The 18,486-nt window shown below is 68.8% G+C and carries 21 protein-coding genes and 1 pseudogene; 7 read left to right on the forward strand and 15 right to left on the reverse strand.

What is annotated here, in order from left to right; all coding sequences use genetic code 11:
- Nucleotides 1-134: 134 nt before the first annotated feature.
- The gene (locus tag Y706_RS0117335) at nt 135-638 is read left to right on the forward strand and encodes a GNAT family N-acetyltransferase (RefSeq protein ID WP_043436378.1); all 504 of its coding nucleotides are present in this window, start codon (nt 135-137) and stop codon (nt 636-638) included.
- Nucleotides 639-708: 70 nt separating this feature from the next.
- Nucleotides 709-1,143: an acyl-CoA thioesterase gene (locus tag Y706_RS26180; RefSeq protein WP_079555099.1), complete on the forward strand. Its 435-nt coding sequence runs from the start codon at nt 709-711 to the stop codon at nt 1,141-1,143.
- Here the strand turns inward: Y706_RS26180 and Y706_RS26185 are convergent.
- From Y706_RS26185 to Y706_RS26195, 4 genes are all read right to left on the reverse strand, one after another.
- On the reverse strand, nt 1,082-2,134 hold the full coding sequence (locus Y706_RS26185; protein WP_173403093.1) for an FAD-dependent monooxygenase: 1,053 nt from the start codon (nt 2,132-2,134) through the stop codon (nt 1,082-1,084). The genes Y706_RS26180 and Y706_RS26185 overlap by 62 nt on opposite strands.
- 44 nt (nt 2,135-2,178) lie before the next feature.
- Nucleotides 2,179-2,571: a nuclear transport factor 2 family protein gene (locus Y706_RS26190; protein ID WP_043436380.1), complete on the reverse strand. Its 393-nt coding sequence runs from the start codon at nt 2,569-2,571 to the stop codon at nt 2,179-2,181.
- A gap of 117 nt (nt 2,572-2,688) precedes the next feature.
- Nucleotides 2,689-3,879 (reverse strand): 4-hydroxybenzoate 3-monooxygenase, encoded by a 1,191-nt coding sequence (locus Y706_RS0117355; RefSeq protein WP_028277598.1) that lies wholly within the window; start codon nt 3,877-3,879, stop codon nt 2,689-2,691.
- Nucleotides 3,880-3,972: 93 nt separating this feature from the next.
- Nucleotides 3,973-4,752, reverse strand: coding sequence for an IclR family transcriptional regulator (locus Y706_RS26195; RefSeq protein WP_043436404.1), 780 nt, complete (start codon nt 4,750-4,752; stop codon nt 3,973-3,975).
- Between the two features lie 133 nt (nt 4,753-4,885).
- Here Y706_RS26195 and Y706_RS26200 point away from each other — a divergent pair, with 133 nt between their 5' ends.
- Complete coding sequence (locus Y706_RS26200; protein WP_043436381.1) at nt 4,886-6,187, forward strand: MFS transporter; 1,302 nt, start codon at nt 4,886-4,888, stop codon at nt 6,185-6,187.
- A gap of 13 nt (nt 6,188-6,200) precedes the next feature.
- Here Y706_RS26200 and Y706_RS0117370 read toward each other — a convergent pair whose 3' ends face one another.
- Nucleotides 6,201-7,283, reverse strand: a complete 1,083-nt coding sequence (locus tag Y706_RS0117370; protein ID WP_028277599.1) for an FUSC family protein — start codon at nt 7,281-7,283, stop codon at nt 6,201-6,203.
- Nucleotides 7,284-7,514: 231 nt separating this feature from the next.
- Here Y706_RS0117370 and mscL point away from each other — a divergent pair, with 231 nt between their 5' ends.
- The 3 genes from mscL to Y706_RS0117385 all read left to right on the forward strand — a co-directional run bounded on the left by mscL (nt 7,515) and on the right by Y706_RS0117385 (nt 9,701).
- Nucleotides 7,515-8,030, forward strand: coding sequence for a large conductance mechanosensitive channel protein MscL (gene mscL, locus Y706_RS0117375; RefSeq protein WP_028277600.1), 516 nt, complete (start codon nt 7,515-7,517; stop codon nt 8,028-8,030).
- Between the two features lie 94 nt (nt 8,031-8,124).
- Nucleotides 8,125-8,718: a DinB family protein gene (locus tag Y706_RS0117380; RefSeq protein ID WP_028277601.1), complete on the forward strand. Its 594-nt coding sequence runs from the start codon at nt 8,125-8,127 to the stop codon at nt 8,716-8,718.
- A 101-nt stretch (nt 8,719-8,819) separates the two neighbouring features.
- Nucleotides 8,820-9,701 (forward strand): ACT domain-containing protein, encoded by an 882-nt coding sequence (locus Y706_RS0117385; RefSeq protein ID WP_028277602.1) that lies wholly within the window; start codon nt 8,820-8,822, stop codon nt 9,699-9,701.
- A gap of 63 nt (nt 9,702-9,764) precedes the next feature.
- On the opposite strand, the gene Y706_RS0117390 is transcribed toward Y706_RS0117385, so the two are convergent.
- The gene (locus Y706_RS0117390) at nt 9,765-10,724 is read right to left on the reverse strand and encodes a diacylglycerol/lipid kinase family protein (RefSeq protein WP_043436382.1); all 960 of its coding nucleotides are present in this window, start codon (nt 10,722-10,724) and stop codon (nt 9,765-9,767) included.
- 172 nt (nt 10,725-10,896) lie between these two features.
- Between Y706_RS0117390 and Y706_RS0117395 the strand changes: the two genes are divergently transcribed.
- The gene (locus tag Y706_RS0117395; protein WP_028277604.1) at nt 10,897-11,133 is read left to right on the forward strand and encodes a hypothetical protein; all 237 of its coding nucleotides are present in this window, start codon (nt 10,897-10,899) and stop codon (nt 11,131-11,133) included.
- Nucleotides 11,134-11,186: 53 nt separating this feature from the next.
- On the opposite strand, the gene Y706_RS0117400 is transcribed toward Y706_RS0117395, so the two are convergent.
- From Y706_RS0117400 to Y706_RS28350, 9 genes and pseudogenes are all read right to left on the reverse strand, one after another.
- A complete protein-coding gene (locus Y706_RS0117400; protein WP_028277605.1) occupies nt 11,187-11,993 on the reverse strand; it encodes an IclR family transcriptional regulator domain-containing protein in 807 nt (268 codons plus the stop codon).
- A gap of 62 nt (nt 11,994-12,055) precedes the next feature.
- The gene (locus tag Y706_RS0117405) at nt 12,056-12,763 is read right to left on the reverse strand and encodes a 3-oxoacid CoA-transferase subunit B (RefSeq protein ID WP_043436383.1); all 708 of its coding nucleotides are present in this window, start codon (nt 12,761-12,763) and stop codon (nt 12,056-12,058) included.
- Nucleotide 12,764: 1 nt separating this feature from the next.
- Nucleotides 12,765-13,424: a 3-oxoacid CoA-transferase subunit A gene (locus Y706_RS0117410; protein WP_028277607.1), complete on the reverse strand. Its 660-nt coding sequence runs from the start codon at nt 13,422-13,424 to the stop codon at nt 12,765-12,767.
- 18 nt (nt 13,425-13,442) lie between these two features.
- A complete protein-coding gene (locus Y706_RS0117415; protein ID WP_028277608.1) occupies nt 13,443-14,642 on the reverse strand; it encodes a thiolase family protein in 1,200 nt (399 codons plus the stop codon).
- Nucleotides 14,639-15,124, reverse strand: a complete 486-nt coding sequence (gene pcaC, locus Y706_RS0117420) for a 4-carboxymuconolactone decarboxylase (protein WP_028277609.1) — start codon at nt 15,122-15,124, stop codon at nt 14,639-14,641. The genes Y706_RS0117415 and pcaC overlap by 4 nt, the downstream gene beginning before the upstream one ends.
- Nucleotides 15,121-15,939, reverse strand: a complete 819-nt coding sequence (locus tag Y706_RS0117425; protein WP_028277610.1) for an alpha/beta fold hydrolase — start codon at nt 15,937-15,939, stop codon at nt 15,121-15,123. Before Y706_RS0117425 ends, pcaC begins: the two co-directional genes overlap by 4 nt.
- Nucleotides 15,932-17,473: a lyase family protein gene (locus Y706_RS0117430; RefSeq protein WP_028277611.1), complete on the reverse strand. Its 1,542-nt coding sequence runs from the start codon at nt 17,471-17,473 to the stop codon at nt 15,932-15,934. The genes Y706_RS0117425 and Y706_RS0117430 overlap by 8 nt, the downstream gene beginning before the upstream one ends.
- On the reverse strand, nt 17,470-18,060 hold the full coding sequence (pcaG, locus tag Y706_RS0117435) for a protocatechuate 3,4-dioxygenase subunit alpha (protein ID WP_173403091.1): 591 nt from the start codon (nt 18,058-18,060) through the stop codon (nt 17,470-17,472). Before pcaG ends, Y706_RS0117430 begins: the two co-directional genes overlap by 4 nt.
- A pseudogene (locus Y706_RS28350) lies at nt 18,053-18,486 on the reverse strand (protocatechuate 3,4-dioxygenase subunit beta); the annotation flags it as partial. The gene pcaG and the pseudogene Y706_RS28350, both read right to left, overlap by 8 nt.

The following is an 18,486-nucleotide window of genomic DNA, read 5'->3' on the forward strand; positions in this document are numbered from 1 at the left end:
GGAAAGTCGAGCCGGAAGCCGCAACTGCACTGCCATCATCCACAGTTCTCGCGACGCTTACCGGCAGGAAACACAGCCGAAACCGCTGGTGCCTAGCCTTGGACTGCATAACACTTCGGCGAATCGAGGCAGTGATGCAGACCAACCCGCGGCTCAACATCCGTCAGGTCACTTGGGCAAACCCCGTCGGAGCGGACCTGAGGGCAGCCCAACAGGCGGAACTCGAGGCCCGCTTCGGCCGGCCCGACCACGAACCCGGGCCGCCGCCGTCGGAAGCTGACACGGCGGTGTTCCTGGTGGCGCACGACAAGGCCTCGGGCCAGCCGGTGGGCTGCGGCGGCCTTCGCATGCTGGACGCCACCACCGCCGAAATCAAACGCCTCTACGTACTGCCCTACACCCGTGGCTCAGGAGTGGCGAGCTCCATCCTCGCGGCCCTCGAAGCCCACGCCCACGCGCTGGGAATCACCACCCTGACGGCGGAGGCCGGCTCGGTGCAGACCGACGGCCGGCAGTTCTACGAGAACTCCGGCTTCGTGTCCGTGCCGAACTTCGGGCCTTATGTCGGCCTGGTGCACTCGTACTGCTACGCGAAGCCGATCGATTCGCACAGCGCCGCGCACACCGCCATGGCGTGAGGCCGCGCGCCGCCCCGGGCCGGCTGCGTCACACAACGCCGCCGGTCACGGAGTCGGCTAACCTCGCCCTATGGAATCGGCCGACATCACCTTCCGCACCCGCAAATGGGTGCGGCCCGAGGACCTCAACGCCAACGGCACCCTGTTCGGCGGGAGCCTGCTGAAGTGGATCGACGAGGAGGCGGCCATCTACGCCATCCTGCAGCTGGGAAACGGCCGGGCCGTCACCAAGTACATCTCCGAAATCAACTTCGTCAGCTCCGCGGTCCAGGGCGACCTGATCGAAATGGGTCTGACCGCGACCCGTTTCGGCCGGACATCGCTGACGATGCGGGCAGAAGTCCGGAACATGATCACGCGCCGCAGCATCCTCACCATTGACGAGATCGTCTTCGTGAACCTGAGCCCGTCCGGGAAGCCGGAGCCGCACGGCTATACCGAGATCACCTACGACCGGGACCGGATTCCGACGCACCATCTGACCGAGACCCTGGACCAGGACTAGCCAGGCCCAGCAGCGCGTCCCGCACAGGCTGGCCCCGCTCCGCCAGGGCCAGCCGCATCACGGCCGACGACGCCCACCGCAACGCCTGCGTGCGGAGGTGGCGCGCCCGGTTGTAGGCGCTCAGCGCCTCGTCCACGGGCCGGGTATTGAGCAGCGCCGCGAGGGTCACGGCGTCGACCAGCGCCTCGCAGGCACCCCGGCCGAGGTTGGGTGTCATCGCGTGGGCGGCATCCCCTAGCAGTGCCACCCGGGAGCAGACATAGCGACCAAGCGGCGGCGTCGTCCAGATCCGCTGCACCAGGGTCGTTTCCGGTACCGCAGCGGCCAGGACGTCGCGGATGCCCGGGGCGTAGCCTGCGTAGCGGGCGCGGGTCTCCGCCAGGACCGCGGCGACGTCGAGGCTTCCCTGTCCCGCCCCGGTGCGGAACGCCGCGTACCAGTTGGTCCCGGCCGCCGCGGGACCAATCCCGAAGAGCTGCCCGCGGCCCCAGTATTCGCCCGTGTGCCCACGCCACAGCGATCCGGGAGCCACGCCGCGGACCGCGAGGTAGCGGGTGGGCCGGGCACCGGAGCGGGCACCCCAGCAGCTGCGGCGCACCGCGCTGTGGACACCGTCGGCGCCCACCACGAGGCCGGCAGGACCAGGCCGGACGACGTCGAGGCGGCCGGACACCCGGCGCACGCTGCCCGGGACTGCACCGTCGAGGAGCCGGATGAGATCAACCCGGGAGACGCCGATCAGCCCCGTCGCCTGCGCTGATGTCCAGGCCCTGCCGGAGGCCGCCCTGACGGTCATGCCATCGATCACCGGACTGGCCTCCCTGACGGCGTCCAGGATGCCCAAATCGCCCAGGGCGCGCTGGGCCGCGGGCCACATGGCCAAGGATGTCCCCACGGTCGGGAGCCCGTACCGCTGTTCGGTGACTGTGACCTCGAAACGCGCGGGATCGAGCCGGGCCGCAAGAGCCAGCCCGGCGATGCCGCCGCCGATGATGGAAACAGCCTGCGGGCGGGGCCGATCATGCGGTTGTTCGGTCAGGTCCAGAAGTCGTCTGCCTTGGCCGTGTCCTCGAAGAACTCCCGTCCTTCCGCGATCTGTCCGTCGCGGACCACGAACGTGATGACGGTCGGCATGTCCAGGGTTTTGCCGTTGGCTTCCCCGTGGGTTTGCTGGATCGCGACCGTATGGTTTTCCCCGCCGACGATGTCCTCGACGTTGGCTTGGAAGTGACCTTGGGTGCGCGCTCCCAGTTCACCGAAGTACGCCAGGATCGCGTCGCGGCCCTGTTTGGTTCCGGATAGCACGCCGCTTCCCGCAACGTGCCAGACTGCGTCCTCCGCGAACAGGTCGCTGAGGGTCGCCATATCCCCTGCGTTGAAGGCCGTGTAACCCCGCCGGACCAGTTCAACATTCTCTGCGGTTCCCATGATCGGACACCTCTCCATCGTCCTTGTCGGGTCATGCTGGGACGGTTATAGGCTAGTCCTGGCCCCTAGGCCTGTCGATGGAAATATCAACCCCCTGCCGGGGTTCCGGCCGGTGCTCTAGCGGGCGCCCGGCCAGCCGGTGTAGGCCTCCGCGAGGTAGGCGCTGCCGTGGCGGGAGGACACCACGGACTGGAGCTCGCCAAGCTGGCGGGCGCGGGAGAAATCATCGGCGCCGGCCGGGGTGTGCAGCATGGAAGTCATCCAGTAGGAGAACTGCTGGGCCTTCCACACCCTGTTCAGGGCGCGGTCGCTGTAGGCGTCCAGGAGCGCGGTGGAGCCGCTGGCATAGAAGCTGTCGAATCCCTCGAAGAGGACCTTGACGTCATGCAGCGCCAGGTTCAGGCCCTTGGCCCCGGTGGGCGGCACCGTGTGCGCGGCGTCCCCGGCGAGGAACAGGTTGCCGTGCCGCATGGGGGCGTGGACGAAGCTGCGGAATTTCAGGACCGTCTTGTCGATCACGGGCCCTTCCTTGACCTCGAAGCCGTTGCCGTTGACGCGGCTGCGGAAGGCGTCCCAGATGCGGTCCTCATCCCAGTTGTTGACGTCCTCGTTGGGGTCGCACTGGAAGTACATCCGCTGGACCGTCTCCGTGCGCTGGCTGATCAGGGCGAAGCCGTTCTTCGAGTTGGCGTAGATCAGCTCGTCGGAGCTGCGCGGCGCCTCGGCCAGGATGCCGAACCAGGCGAAGGGGTACTCGTGGAAGTACCATTTGCGGTGCGTCTCGGGAATCTGGAACCGGCAGTGGCTGCGCGAGCCGTCCGCGCCGGCGATGAAGTCGGCCTGGACCTCGTAGTCGACGCCGTCCGCATCGGTAAACCAGACCTTGGGCTTGGCTTCGATGTCGTGGATGGTGGTGTCCGTGACGCCGTAGCGGACATCGCCGCCGTCGGCCTTCCTGCGTGCGGCGAGGTCCAGGAACACGTCCGTCTGCGGGTACAGCCACACCGATTCCCCGACGAGGTCCTGGAAGTCGATCCGGTGGCTTTCGCCGTTGAACCGCAGTTCGATTCCGTCATGCCGGTCGCCGTCACGCAGCACGCGGTCGGAGACACCGCTGTCGACGAGCATGTTGACCGAGCCGTGCTCAAGGACGCCGGCACGGACCGTCTCGGAGATCTCCTGGTGGCTGCGGATCTCCAGGACGGTGGATTCGATGCCGGCCTTGGCCAGCAGGTGGGACAGCATGAGTCCGGCCGGGCCGGCACCGATGATGGCTACCTGGGTGGTGATGACTTTTCGCTGTGCCATGTGCGTCTCGCTTCGTTGCGGGGTCCGGGCGGTCGGGGCCGGGGCCGTTTTCGTCTTCCGGCTAACAGTGTGCTCCCCCGGGGGTGATGCGCGTTACATGGATTCCTCTGAATGGAATACGGGATTCTCGCGGGGCTCTCCCAGCCGCCGCCCGATCCCCCGCGCCGCCGTCTGGAGGGCGGGAACAAGCGCCTGCAGGCGCACCTCGCGAAGGGGAACAACGACGCCGAGGGCCGCCACGGCGTGCTTCCTGCGGTCCAGCACCGGAACCGCGATCCCCCACGTGTCAGGGTCCACGACGCCGGCCAGCTGGGCATAGCCCCGATGGGCGGCCTCGCCAAGCAGGGCGCGGAGATCCTCCAGGGGCAGCCGGCCGGTCGGATCACTGAATCCCTCGAGGTACTCGGCCTGGACGGGGCGGGGCTGGTTGGCCATGAGCACCAGCCCGGCGGAGGACACGTGCACGGGCATCCGGCCGGCCACCTGCGCCCGGTTGGCGACGGAGCCGCGGCGGGACAGCCGCTCCACAAAGAGCGCTTCCCGCCCGTCCAGCACGGCGAGGTTCACGTTTTGATGCAGCACCTGCTGGATGTCCTCCATGAACGGCAGGGCCGCCTGGCGGAGTTCGAGCGTGGGGGAATTGCGGTTGGCGAGCTCCCAGAGCCGCAGGCCCAGGCTGACGGAGCCGCCGGGGCCGACGTCGAGCAGGCCGTGCCCGGCCAACTGCCGGACGAGCCTGTGCGCGGTGGTCAGGGGGAGCTCCGCCCTCGCGGCAAGCTCCGAGAGCGGCAGCGCCGTGACGCCTTCAGGGAACGCGGCAATCAACCGCAGGACCCGGTCCACCACCGAGTCGCCGGAGTTCGAATTGGCCACCAAATCCCTTCCGCTGAATGGTTTTAAGTGTCCCATGCAACACGGCGCGGTGATACAACTCTCACAATGGAAAGAGGCCCCGCGAACACCGGCCGGGGCACGGAATCACCTAAACACTAGCGCTGAGGTAACAATGTCAACGTCGTCATTGGACAAGTCGTCGTCATCGGGAGAGAAATCACGGTGGCCCGTGTGGCTCTGCTGGCTGGCCATGGTGCTGGACGGCTTTGACCTGGTGGTGCTCGGCACGGTCATCCCGACCCTCATCAAGTCGCAGGAACTTGGCTTCGACGCCGTTGGGGCGACGTTCGCGGCAACCGTCTCCCTGGTGGGTGTGGGGCTCGGCGCGCTCTTCATCGCCCCGCTCTCGGACCGCTTTGGCCGGCGGAACCTGCTGGTGGCCTGCGTGGCGTGGTTCTCCCTCTTTACGATCGCCGTCGTCTTCGCACCCAACGTGGCGTGGTTCAGCGCGTTCCGGCTGCTGGCGGGGCTCGGCCTGGGCGCCTGCCTGCCCGCCGCCCTGGCGTACATGAACGACTACGCACCCGCCGGAACGGCCGGAAAGTCCACCACCCGGACCATGACCGGGTACCACGTCGGCGCCGTGGCCACCGCGTTCCTGGCCCTCATGGTCATTCCAAGCTGGCGGACCATGTTCGTGGCCGGCGGCCTGGCCGGCTTCGCCCTGGTCCCCTTCCTGTGGTTCAAGCTTCCGGAGACCCTCCCGCCGGTCCACCACATCCCTGCGGCCGCCAAGTCCCCGGCCGGCAGCCAGGCCCGCGCGCAGGCCGCGGCCGCGCCCGCGGAAGAACGCGCCAGCTTCCGGGATCTGGGCCGCAAGCCCTACCCGCTGATTGCGGCCGGTGTGGCCGTGGCGTCCTTCATGGGGTTGCTGCTGGTCTACGGCCTGAACACCTGGCTGCCGCAGCTCATGGCCTCCGCCGGCTACAGCCTGAACGCCGGCCTCGCCTTGCTCCTGGTCCTGAACGTGGGCGCCGTGGTGGGCCTGCTGATCGCCGGGGTCCTGGCCGACCGGCACGGGACCAAGAAGATCGTCCTGCTCTGGTTTGGCCTCTCCGCCGTGTTCCTGGCCGCGCTCAGCATCCAGATCCAGAACGAAGTGGTGCTCTATGCCGCCGTCTTCGTCACCGGCGTGTTCGTCTTCAGCTCCCAGGTTCTGGTCTACGCCTGGGTCACCCAGCTCTTCCCCGTCCGCCTGCGCGGCACCGCTTTGGGCTTTGCCGCCGGCGTTGGCCGGCTGGGGGCAATTATGGGCCCGGCCGTCACCGGCGCGCTGGTGGCCGCCGGCATCGCCTACCCGTGGGGCTTCTATGTTTTCGCCGCCGCCGCGGTCCTGGCGGTCCTCGCCCTCGCCTTCGTCCCGCAAACCGTCCCGGCAGTGTCCCGCGCCGGCGCCAGCGTCGGGCACCCGTAGCCGTCAGGCGCTCCTAGGAGAAGCGCTCCGGGGTCCGCGCCTCGCGGCGGACCCTGAGTTTGCGCCACGTGCCCGGCGCCAGCACGACGGCGATGCCGACGGCGGCACCGATGATGGTCTCCACGATTCTGTCGCGGAGCAGGATGCCGGGCGGCACGGGTGCCACGAGAAGCGTGGAGATCAGCGCCAGCGGCGTGACGAAAACCTGCGCCAGCATGTACTGGCGCGCGATGAACATCTCGGCGCCGAACTGGCACGCGGCAATGACCAGCACCGTCTGCCAGGGCGTCGGCTGCAGGAGCAGGATGCCGGCGAGCAGCACCAGCCCCAGGGCTGTGCCCGCGATTCGCTGCAGGCCGCGGCTGACGCGGTGCCGGGTGGTGTGGCCCACCAGCGGAACGACGGCGGCCACCATCGCCCAGTAGTTGCGGCCAATGCCCAGCCATTCCCCGGCCAGGGTCCCCAGCGTTCCCGCCAGGCCTGCCGCCACGAGGTAACCCCAGCTTTCGTGCCACGCGGTGCGTTTCTCCCGCGGAGTGAGGGCCGCCGGTCTCGGATTTACCCACGGGGTCCGGTGGCTCCGGGCCACCCGCGAGGACAGGCCGAGCAGCAGGGAGAAAGCCACCGTGAGGACCGCCACCAGCATGGCCTGCCACAGCGGCGGCTGGTTGGGGATTGACGCGATGGCCGCGAACGCGAAGATGTGGAACAGCGAACCGGCGGGGCGCAGGCGCCACCAGGCGACAACCAGGGAGCATCCCCACGCGATCACGGTCGTGGCCACCACCAGGACCCAGGTGGTGTCTGCCGCCGACAGCCCGGCCAGGGCGTCCACCCGCGCGGTGAGGGCGGCCAGGAACATCACCAGCAGCATCAGCCCGCCGCCCCGGACCTGCAGGGTCAGGCGCCTGGCGTGCGGCTCGTTGCGGCCGTAGATGCCGGTGAAGGCGCCGAAGGAAGCGAAGATTGCCAGGTCCAGGCGGTCCAGCAGCACCAGCGTGATCAGCGGAACAAAGACTCCCACGGCGCAGCGGAGGGCAACCTGGTGGTCCTTGTTGGCCGGCGCGATGGTGAACATCTCGGCGAACACTTTCATAGCGCCGGCCTTACAGCGAAAAAGCTCTTCATGGGCGGGTTCTCACGGGTCGGGATGCCTTTCGTTGCAGCCGGAGTGTTACGACGGCGGCGCTGGCATCCAAGGGGGAGTTTACGCCGGAACGGCGCGGCGGCGGCATCGGAATCCGTTGATCGGGATCGGCCGGCTGCACCGCGAAGTGGTAGCGTCTATCGGTTGAATCAAGCCCGCAACGCACACCGGAGGTTCCCCATGCTCAAAGGATTCAAGGATTTCATCCTGCGCGGCAACGTGATCGAACTGTCCATTGCCGTCGTGGTCGGCACCGCCTTCACGGCCCTGGTCAGCGCCTTCACCGCAAACGTCGTCAACCCGATCCTGGCTGCCGCCGGCGGAGTCGAGACCCACGGCCTGGGCTTCTACGTCTGGCCTGGCAACGACAAGACCTTCATCAACATCGGCGCCGTGGTGACGGCCTTCCTGACCTTCCTGATCACCGCCGCGGTGGTGTACTTCATTTTCGTGGCCCCCATGAACCGGATCAACCGAATGGTCAAGAACCGGCTCAAGGCAGCCGAACCCGAGGAGAAACCGATCCCGGCCGACACCGCTCTGCTGGCCGAGATCCGCGACCTGCTGGCCAATCTGGCCGGCCCGGACTCCGCCGCCACCCGTGCCAGCGCCGGGGAACACCGGGACGGGGAGTACCCGGATGGGAAGGCACACTCGTCCGTGCCGGCCGGAACCGCAATCCGAACTCACGCCTGACCCCTCCCTGCCGTGCCCTCTGGCGGGCGGCCGCACCGGAGTGCTTTGATGTAGGGGCCCCGCCGCGCGAGCCTGGCTGCCAAGGAGGAACACCATGCCGGACCTTAAGTGGAACCACGAGCTGGTGGACCAACTGGACTGGCATTTTGCCAACCAGGCCCGGCCGCGGCTGGACGGGTTGACTGACCACGAGTACTTTTGGGAGCCGGTACCGGGCTGGAATGTCCGCCGCAAAGACACCTCAACACCCCCGGCCGCGCCGGGTTCGGGCGAATTCACCATAGATTTCAGGTACCCGGAGCCCGTTCCTGCTCCGGTGACGACCATTGCGTGGCGCCTGTGCCACATTCTGGTCGGCGTCCTCGGCGCACGCACGGCATCGCACTTTGGCGGCCCACCGGTGGACTACCAGAGCTTCGCCTACCCCGGCACCGCGGCCGGGGCGCTGGCCCAGCTGGACGCGTACTACGGCCGGTGGATCCACGGCGTGAAGGGCCTCCACGAATCGGGTTTGGCGGCACCCTGCGGGCCGGCCGAGGGCCCGTACGCCGATGCCCCCATGGCAGCGCTGGTCCTGCACATCAACCGTGAGATGATCCACCACCTGGCCGAGGTCGCCCTGCTCCGCGACCTTTACGCCCACCGCCACCTGCTCCTGCGCGGCCCGGAGGGTGGACCGGGCTTGTAACAGCACGATCGCCTGGCCTGGCCTGGCCCGGTCCCGGCCCCGGCGCGAAACCGTCACCCGGCGGCAACCCGGCCGAAACAGCCGGCGGGAATCATGGGAGCATGACGCGCAACGCTAAAGGCAAAAACCCTGCCAAAACCACCGGCAAAGCCCAGTCCCCGGCCACTTCCGAGTTGAGCTGCGAAGTGTGCGGTCAGATGCCCGAACCGACCAAGGCACGGCTGACCCTGGCCAATGTCGCCGTGATGCTCCCGATCGAACTGCTGGTGCACGCGGCGGTGGTGGAAACCCACCTGGCCTACGTTGCCAAGGTCCTGGTGCTGACCCTGACCGCGACCATCCTGGTGATCTGGGTGGCCGAACCCTCGGCGGCCCGGATGCTCAGGGGGTGGCTGCATGCCCCAGCCCTGCGGCACCGTAAACGGCTCGGCGCCGCACCCGCCCTGTGGCGGGCGCGGACCGTCCTGAAAGACAAGCCCGGGTCGCTGCAGAAACTGACGCAGGCCCTGGCCGCGCTGAACACGAACATCCTCAGCATTCATGTTCACCCCGTGGCCGGCGGTGTGCTGGACGAGTTTGTGCTCTCGGCCCCGGGCGAAGTCCGCGAAGCCGAGCTGCTCCGGGCCCTGCGGGCCGGCGGCGGAGCGGACCCGCACGTCTGGCCGACCACCGCCCTGGCCATGGCCGACGGGCAAACCGGCGCGCTGAGCCTGGCCGCCCGGATCGCCGCCAGCCCGGAGGAGCTGCCGCTGGCGGTCGCGGAACTGCTGCGGGCACGGATCATCCCTGGACCGGCCGCCGGCAACACCGAGGTCCCACCCCAGACGGGCGGTGACGGGACGGTCCTGAAAATCCCTACGGCGTGGCACGGGCCCATCACGTTTTCCCGGCCCGGCGAGCCGTTTACGCCTGCCGAATCCGCCCGCGCGCACCGTTTGGCCGAACTCGCGGAGATCCTGGCGCACCGGCCGGCGGCGCGTTAGCCGGCACGGCCGGCCGGTGGCCCGGCTGGCCGGTGAAATAGCCGGCCGATGGTTGGCGCAGGGTCAGATGCCTGTCATCCGGATGGTGAGGGCATCCTGCTCGACCGTGACCTTAAGGTGCTTGGCCTTGCCGAGGGGGTCGCCGTCGAGCTGGAATTCCTGCTCGTGGGCGAGTTCGATCTCGGCTGACTTTCCAGCGAAGTATTCCACCGACGCATTCTTGGCATTCCTCCGGCCGAAGACGCCGGCCAGCACATCCAGCCAGCCGAACCGGCCGATGGGGGCCAAAATCACGACGTCCAGGATGCCGTCGTCGATCTTGGCGTCGGGAAAGATCTCCACGCCCCCCATGATCTTGCCGCAGTTACCCACCATCACGCTGCGGATGCGGCGCCGTACCGGGTGCTCGCCGTCCATGCTGATTTTCGCCCTGATGGGCTTGCCCGGCAGGTGCCGGATGCCCGCCTCAACGTACGCGAGCCAGCCCACGCGGTCCTTGAGTTCGTCGACGGTGTTGGCCATGATCGCAGCGTCGTAGCCAAGTCCGGCCATCACCAGGAAGGTGGATTCCGTCTCGGCGTGGTCCAGCGTGGCCTTCACTACGTCGACCTTGGTGTCCGTGCCGCTCAGGACGTCGTAGCTGGCCGCCACGGGGTCGGTGATGTCGATGCCGAGATTGCGGGCCAGCAAGTTCCCGGTCCCCAGGGGCACCAGGCCCATCGGCGTTCCGGTGCCTGCGAGGACTTCCGCCACGCAGCGGACCGTTCCGTCGCCGCCTGCGGCGATTACGACGTCGACTCCGGCCTCCAGCGCCTCGCGGGCCTGGCCCAGCCCGGTGTCCTCCTTCGTGGTTTCCAGCCACAGCGGCTCCGCCCAGCCCTGGGTCTCGCACAGGCGGAAGAAGGAGGCGCGGAAGCTGTCGCCGGGAGACTTCATGGGGTTGATAACCACGGCGGCGCGCCGGGACGCTGTATTATCCCCGGTTTCCAGGGTCTCCGACGTCGCGGTGCTGTTCTCTGTCATAGCGTCCTTAGGGGCAATTCGGCGGAGGGTTCCCGAACTAAAATCCTAGCCGCAGTGCCCGCGTAACCTGCGCAGGGCCGGCGCGAATCGTGGACGTGCGCTCCGCAGGCTCACTAGACTGGACTTCGTGATGTGCCGGAGGCTGCGCTCCGGACGCCGAAAGCGGGGGCAGATGACTGAAACAGAGAATTACTCAGCGACGGCAGAATCATCCAGCGTCGATCCGCACGACTGGGGCCGGGCGATGGCACTGGCGCTCACGCGGCTGGCCGAGCAGATCGCGCCCGGAGGCAGCGAAGACATCCATGCCTTGCTGGTGGGCAGGGACCTGCATTTGAAAATCGGTGACGAACCCGGTGGCGTGACGATCACGGTTTCAACTGAGCCGATCCCGGATCCCGCTACCTGACGGTTATCTTCCCAGGACGTACCCCTTCCCAGACGTACCGTCTGAAACGCGTTTCACCGGCCCGAGGTCAGGTCCTCGGAGATAATTTCCGCCGTGGCCAGCGCCGCCTCACGCACGGCCTTGAGGTAGGAGTCCGGATCGGGCTGCGCGGATACCGTCTGGGCCTGCAGCGAGACGTTGATGGCCGCCACCACTTTCGGCCCGTCGTGGACGGGCGCCGCAATGGACATCAGGCCCAGCTCCAGCTCCTGGTTCAGCAGGCACCAGCCCTGGGCGCGAACAGTATCCAGCTCCGCCAGGAGGGCGGCCCGCGTCCCGATGGCTCCGGGAGTCAGGGGCCGGATCTCGGCTGCCGCGAGGTACTCTTCCAGCTTCGCCGGCGGGAGGGCCGCGAGCAGCACCCTGCCCATGGACGTGGCGTAGGCGGGGAAGCGGGTGCCCACCGTGATGCCGACCGTCATGATCCGCCGGGTGGACACCCGGGCGATGTAGGCGATGTCGGTGCCTTCGAGCACCGCGGCCGACGTCGACTCCCCCAGTTCGAGGGAGAGCTCTTCCAGATGCGGCTGGGCGAGCTGCGGCAGGGAGAGCCCGGACAGGTAGGCGTAGCCGAGCTGCAGCACTTTGGCAGTCAGGGCGAAGATCTTGCCGTCCGTGCGGACATAGCCCAGCTCCGCGAGCGTGTGCAGGAACCGCCGGGCGGTGGCCCGGGTCAGCTCGGTCCGGGCTGCCACCTCGGTCAGCGTCATCTTGGGGTGTTCCGTGTCGAAGGCACGGATCACTGCGAGCCCGCGCGCCAGCGACTGCACGTACTGGTCGCTGGCCGCGGGCGCGCCGCCGCTCTTGGCTGGCTCAGTCATTTTCCGCCTCTCGGTCCCGCATCACTTTAGCGGTGCCCACACCTTGTCCGGCCGCAGGCCTGTCAGCTTGGGTCCGCCGCCCGGAGCGGCATCGGGACCATGGCCTGGAGTTCCTCGAGCGTGCAGCCGAAGGTCTCCCGCACCTGGACGCCGTCGGGTCCGGTCAGGAAGACGGCCTTGTCGGTGTAGACGCGGGTCACGCAGCCGATCCCGGTGAGCGGGTACGTGCAGGTCTCCACGAGTTTGGACACGCCGTCGCGGGTCAGGAGCGTCATCATGACGAAGACGTCCTTGGCGCCGGTGGCGAGGTCCATCGCGCCGCCGACGGCGGGGATCGCGTCCGGGGCCCCGGTGTGCCAGTTGGCGAGGTCGCCGGTGGCGGAAACCTGGAAGGCGCCCAGGACGCAGATGTCCAGGTGTCCGCCGCGCATGATCGCGAAGGAGTCAGCGTGGTGGAAGTAGGACGCGCCCGGCAGTTCGGTCACGGGGATCTTCCCTGCGTTGATGAGGTCGCCGTCGATCTGGTCCCCGGTGGCCTCCGGGCCCATGCCGAGCATGCCGTTCTCGGTGTGGAGCGTAATGTTCTGCTCCGGCTCGAGGTAGTTCGAGACCAGGGTGGGCTGGCCGATGCCGAGGTTCACGAACGATCCGGGGACGATGTCGCGGGCAACGAGGCGGGAGAGATCGTCACGGCCCAGCGGCTTGCCGGACGTCTGGAGGTCAGCCTGGTTGCCGGTCCGCAGACTCTGGTCATTGGTTGGGATGCTCATCTCAGGCCACCTTCACAATGCTGTTGACGTAGATGCCGGGGGTCACGATGTTTTCCGGGTCCAGGCCGCCGGTGGGGACGATCCCGGAGACCTGGGCGATGGTGTGTTTCGCGGCGGCGGCCATGATGGGGCCGAAGTTCCGCGCGGTTTTACGGTAGACCAGATTGCCCCGGCCGTCCGCCGTGAGGGCCTTGATCAGGGCGACGTCGGCGTGGATGGGGGTCTCGAACACCTGCCACTTGCCGTCCAGGAAGCGGGTTTCCTTGCCTTCGGCGAGCATGGTGCCGTAGCCGGTGGGCGTGAAGAAACCGCCGATCCCGGCGCTGGCGGCACGGATCCGCTCGGCGAGGTTTCCCTGCGGGACCAGTTCGAGCTCAACCTCGCCGGCGCGGTACTTGGCGTCGAAGTGCCAGGAGTCGGACTGCCGCGGGAAGGAGCAGATCATCTTCTTCACCCGGCCTTCCTTGATCAGCAGGGCCAGGCCCTGGTCGCCCTGGCCGGCGTTGTTGTTCACCACGGTCAGGCCGGTGGCGCCGCACTCGAGCAGCGCGTCGATGAGCTCGAACGGCTGCCCGGCGTTGCCGAAGCCGCCGATCATCACGGTGGAGCCGTCCTTGATGCCGGCGACGGCCTCGCCGACGGTGTCGATGAAATTCAGCATCTCTCTTTGCCCTGTCCTCTATGCCGCATCGCGGGAAGTTACGTTTTCGAGCACGACGGCGAGGCCCTGGCCGACGCCGATGCAGATCGCGGCGACGCCCCAGCGCTGGCCGGAGGCCTGCAGGGACCGGGCCAGGGTGCCCAGGATCCGGCCGCCGGAGGCGCCGAGCGGGTGGCCCATGGCGATCGCGCCGCCGTGCCGGTTCACGATTGACGCGTCGATGCCCCAGGCGTTGATGCAGGCCAGGGACTGCGCGGCGAACGCCTCGTTCAGTTCGACGGCGCCGACCTGGTCCCAGCCGATGCCGGCCTTGGCGAGGGCCTTGTTCGCGGCCTCGACCGGGGCGTAGCCGAAGTACTGGGGATCGTTGGCGTGCGCGCCGCGCCCGGCGATCCGGGCCACAGGCTCCATACCCAGGAGCCCGGCGGCCTTTTCACTGCCCAGCCACGCCGCGGACGCGCCGTCGGAGAGCGGGGACGCGTTCCCGGCGGTGACGGTGCCGTTTTCGGTGCGGAACACGGTCTTGAGCCCGGCGAGCTTCTCCGCCGAGGACCCGGGACGGATGCCCTCGTCGCGGACCAGGTCCGTGCCCGGGACCGGGACGACGAGGTTGTCGTAGAACCCCTCGTCCCAGGCGGCGGCGGCGAGGTTGTGGGAGGCGGCGGAGAACGCGTCCTGCTGCTCGCGGGTGACACCGTACTTCTCCCGGAGCCGTTCGGTGGCCTCGCCCAGGGAGATGGTCCAGTCCTTCGGCATGGCCCGGTTCACCAGCCGCCAGCCCAGCGTGGTGGAGGCCAGGGTCAGGTCCCCGGCCGGGTAGGGCTTCTCGGTCTTGGGCAGCACCCACGGGGCCCGGGACATCGATTCGGCGCCGCCGATCAGCATCAGCTCGGCGTCGCCGGTGTTGATCTGGCGGGAGGCGATGATCGCCGCGTCCAGGGAGGACCCGCAGAGCCGGTTGACCGTGGTGCCCGGGACCGAGACCGGCAGCCCGGCCAGCAGGGTGCCCATCCGGGCGACGTTGCGGTTCTCCTCCCCGGCGCCGTTCGCGTTGCCGAACACCACCTCATCGATCCGCTCCACGTCGAGGGCCGGGGCGCGCTTCACGGATTCGCGGATCACGTGCGCGGCAAGGTCATCCGGGCGGATCCCGGCAAGGCCGGAACCGAACTTCCCGAACGGCGTCCTCACAGCGTCATAGATAAATGCCTGATTCATGGGTTCTTGTCCGTTTCTGTTTCGTCCATGGCTGCGTCGTCCATGGAATGGAAGACCTGCTGGGCGGTCTTGAACGCGGTGTTGGCGGAGGGGACCCCGCAGTAGATGGCGGTCTGGAGCAGGATTTCCTTGATCTCGTCCCGGCTCAGGCCGTTGGTGATGGCGGCGCGGATGTGCATGGCCAGTTCTTCCCAGTGCCCGTGGGCCACCATGGCGGTCAGGGTGACGGCTGAGCGCATCTGGCGGCTGATCCCGGGCCGGGTCCAGATGCCGCCCCAGGCGATCCTGGTGATCATGTCCTGGAAGTCCTCGGTGAAGGAATCCTTGTTGGCGTTGGCGCGGTCCACGTGCGCGGCGCCGAGGACCTCGCGGCGGACTTTCATGCCGCCGTCGTAGATCTCCTGGCTGGTCGCGCCGGGCTGGACCACACCGTTGCGTTCGGGCCCGTTGAATTCGGCTCTGCCGGTTTCGGAGAGGGTCATGCTCCCGCCCCCTGGGTCTCGGTCCAGGTGATGAGGCCCTTGAGCAGCTCGGCGACGTGGCCCGGTGCCTCGAACGGCGCCAGGTGTGCCACGCCCTCCAGGCTGACGGCCGTAGCAGTGCCGCCGCCGGAGGTGATGCCCGCGGCGACTTCCCCGGCCATCGACGGCGGGGCGACGTCGTCCAGGGCGCCCGCCACAACCTGGGTGGGGACGCGGATGGTGCCGAGCTGGTCGCGCACGTCGAAGCCGGCCAGGGCCTCGCAGCAGAAGGCGTAGCTGAAGCGGTCGGCGTCCCGGAGGCTGTGCAGGAGCCGGCTGCTGAGCTCCGGCTGGCTCTCCATGAAGCCCGGCGCGAACCAGCGCTGCGCGGAACCCTGGATCATCACCGGGGTGCCCTGCGTGCGCACGGTTTCGGCGCGTTCCAGCCAGCCCTCGGCCGTGCCGAGCTTCGCGCCGGAGCACTGCACGGAGAGGCTCTTGAGCCGGTCGCCGTGCTTGATGCCAAGCTGCAGTCCGGTGGCGCCGCCGAGGGATACCCCGGCGTAGTGGAAGCGCGCGCCCGGGGCGATCGAATCGACCAGGCCGATCACGGCATCCGCGAGGTCGGCGACCGTGAAGGTCTCCTCCGCCGCGGGCGAGACGCCGTGCCCGGGCAGGTCCCAGGCGATGACGTCGACGTCGGCGCCCAGCAATGTGCCGGCCTGGCTCCACAGCAGGGAGGATGTTCCCAGCGAGGGCCCGACGATGAGGAGGGGCTTGTCGCCGAGATCGCGCTGGGGCGACAGCAGGACTGCTTTGACGGTGGGTCTAGCCACGGGAAGCTCCGTTCTGGATTTGGTGGGCGAGGGCGCCGGCGTGGCCGGTGTATTCCGGATACGCCGCGAGGATGCGGCGGGAGATCTCAACGGCCTGGCCGAGGTAGTTGGCCGGGTTCAAAAGTTCCTCAAGCCGGGCGTCGCTGAGCAGCTCCTCCGGGACAGCGGCGCGGAGCAGTGCCCGGTAGGTGTCTGCCTGCTCCGCAGCCGGGGCCAGGAGCGTTTCGTCCACGACGGCCTGCAGCCGCTGTTTCCCGGTCCGGGCTGCTCCCGGGCCGGCGCCGTTCCCGTCCACAACGGTCCCGTCCACAACGGTCCGGTCCAAAAGCGGTGCGACGGCGGCGCTGACGGCTTCGGACAGCAGCAGCGGGCCGCCGAGCTCGAGGTTGCGGCGCATCGCTCCGGGGAAGACCGACATCCCTTCGGCCAGTTCGCGCAGCTGCACCGCGGCGCCGAGGGCCAGGCGCAGCAGCTGGCGCAGGGCCGCCCATTCGGTGTGCCAGGCGCCGTCGGGGCGTTCGTCGTTGAAATTGGCGGCCGCGAGATGCAGCTGTGCGGCCAGTGCCGGGGCCTGCAGGGCGGCGCTGCGGATCAGCACGGAGAGCACGGGGTTCTGCTTCTGCGGCATGGCCGAGGACACGCCGCGCCCCGCGACGCGCGGTTCCGCAACCTCGGCAACTTCGGGCCGGCTGAGGAACAGGACGTCCGCGGCCACCTTTCCGGCCGCGTCGGTCACCGCCGCCAGCGCGTCGCCGAGCGAGGTTACGGCCAGCCGGTTGGTGTGCCAGGGGGCAGGAACGGGAGCGAGACCCAGGCGGCCGGCCAGCCGGTCGGCGAGGTCAAACGGGGACAGCGTCCCCGCGGCCAGCGTCTCTGCGGCCGGCCCAGTGCCGCCAATAAGTACAGTGCCGGAAGCCAGGGTCCCGGCGGCACCGCCGGTCTGCACCGGCAGTTCGAGGGCCTCGAGCCGGCCGGCCGCGGCGGCCAGCCCGCTGAACCATTGCGCGGCCCGCAGCCCGAAGGTGTAGGGAAGCGAGTGCTGGGTCAGGCTGCGGGCGACACAAAGCGTGTGCCGGTGGGTTTCGGCGAGGCCGGCGAGGGCGGCCGTTGCCGACCGGAGCTCCGCGAGAAGTTCGCGGATGGCCCCGTCGGCCAGCACCATCAGGGCCGAGTCGAGCACGTCCTGGCTGGTCAGCGAGGTGTGAACGGCGCGGACGGCGCCGAGTCCGGCGGTGTCCAGGTTCCTGACCTGCTCCCGGAGGTCGGCGAGCAGCGGGATGACGGGGTTGCCGCCGCCTTGCGCCCGGACGGCGAGGCCAGCGACGTCGTACAGCTGCACGTCCGCGGCGGCTGCCACCACCGCGGCGGACCCGGCCGGGGCCAGGCCGGCCTCGTCCAGGACCGCCGCCCAGGCGGACTCGACCTTGAGGATGGCGGCGAGCACCGCACGGTCCCCGGTCAGCGCCGCCACGAACGGCGACGCCGACACGGGACTGAGCAGGCCGGCGTCGCCGTCGGTTTCGAAGAAGGTCACTTGGAGGCACCCTCGGCGCTGCTGAAATCCAGGAACACGGTCTCGCCGTCGCCCTGGAGGCGGATGTCCCAGCTCAGTCCGCCGTCGGGATCCCGGCGTGCGATCAGGGTCCGGCGCCGGTCCGGGTCAAGCGAGCTGAGCAGCGGATCCTTGGCCAGGGCCTCCTCGTCCTCCGGCAGGTAGACGCGGGTGAACAGGCGGTTCATCAGGCCCCGGGCAAAGACGGCGACGGCGATGAACGGCGCCGCGCCCTCCTCGGTGGGGCCGGGTTTCACCGTGGTGAAGGTGAAGACGCCGGTGTTGCCGACAGCGCTGCGGCCGAAGCCGGTGAAGGTGTAGCCGTCCCGGACCAGGGAGCCCGTGCGGTGCGGGACCTTGCCGTCCGCGTCGGCCTGCCAGATCTCCAGGATCGCGTCCGGGATCGGGTGCCCGGCGCCGTCATAGACGGTGCCCTGGAGCCGGATGGAACCCGGGGATCCGGGAGCCACGAGCTCGCGGTCCTTGGCGAAGGGCAGGGCGTAGCCATAGAACGGCCCCACGGTCTGGCCCGGTGTCGGGGTGAGTTTACCCACGGCGTTGCTATTCATTCTCATCGCCTCCTGCGCCCAATGCCTCGTTTTCGGTCCAGGTCCGCTTGGACCCGGTCAGGACGATGTCCCAGTTGTACGCCAGAGCCCATTCAGGCTTGGTCTGCTCGTGGTTGTAGGTGGCCACGAGCCGGTCGCGGGCATCCTGGTCCACGATCGACTGGTAGATCGGGTCCAGCGGGAACAGTTGGTCGCCGGGGAAGTACATCTGGGTGACGATCCGCTGGGTGAACTCCTGCCCGAACAGGGAGAAGTGGATGTGGGCCGGGCGCCAGGCATTGAGGTGGTTCTTCCACGGGTAGGCGCCGGGCTTGATGGTGGTGAAGCTGTAGGAGCCGTCCGCGCCCGTGATGCAGCGGCCGACGCCGGTGAAGTTGGGGTCCAGCGGTGCCGGGTGCTGGTCACGCTTGTGGATGTAGCGGCCGG

Source organism: Arthrobacter sp. I3 (assembly GCF_000520575.1).
GTDB classification, from domain to species: domain Bacteria; phylum Actinomycetota; class Actinomycetes; order Actinomycetales; family Micrococcaceae; genus Arthrobacter; species Arthrobacter humicola_A.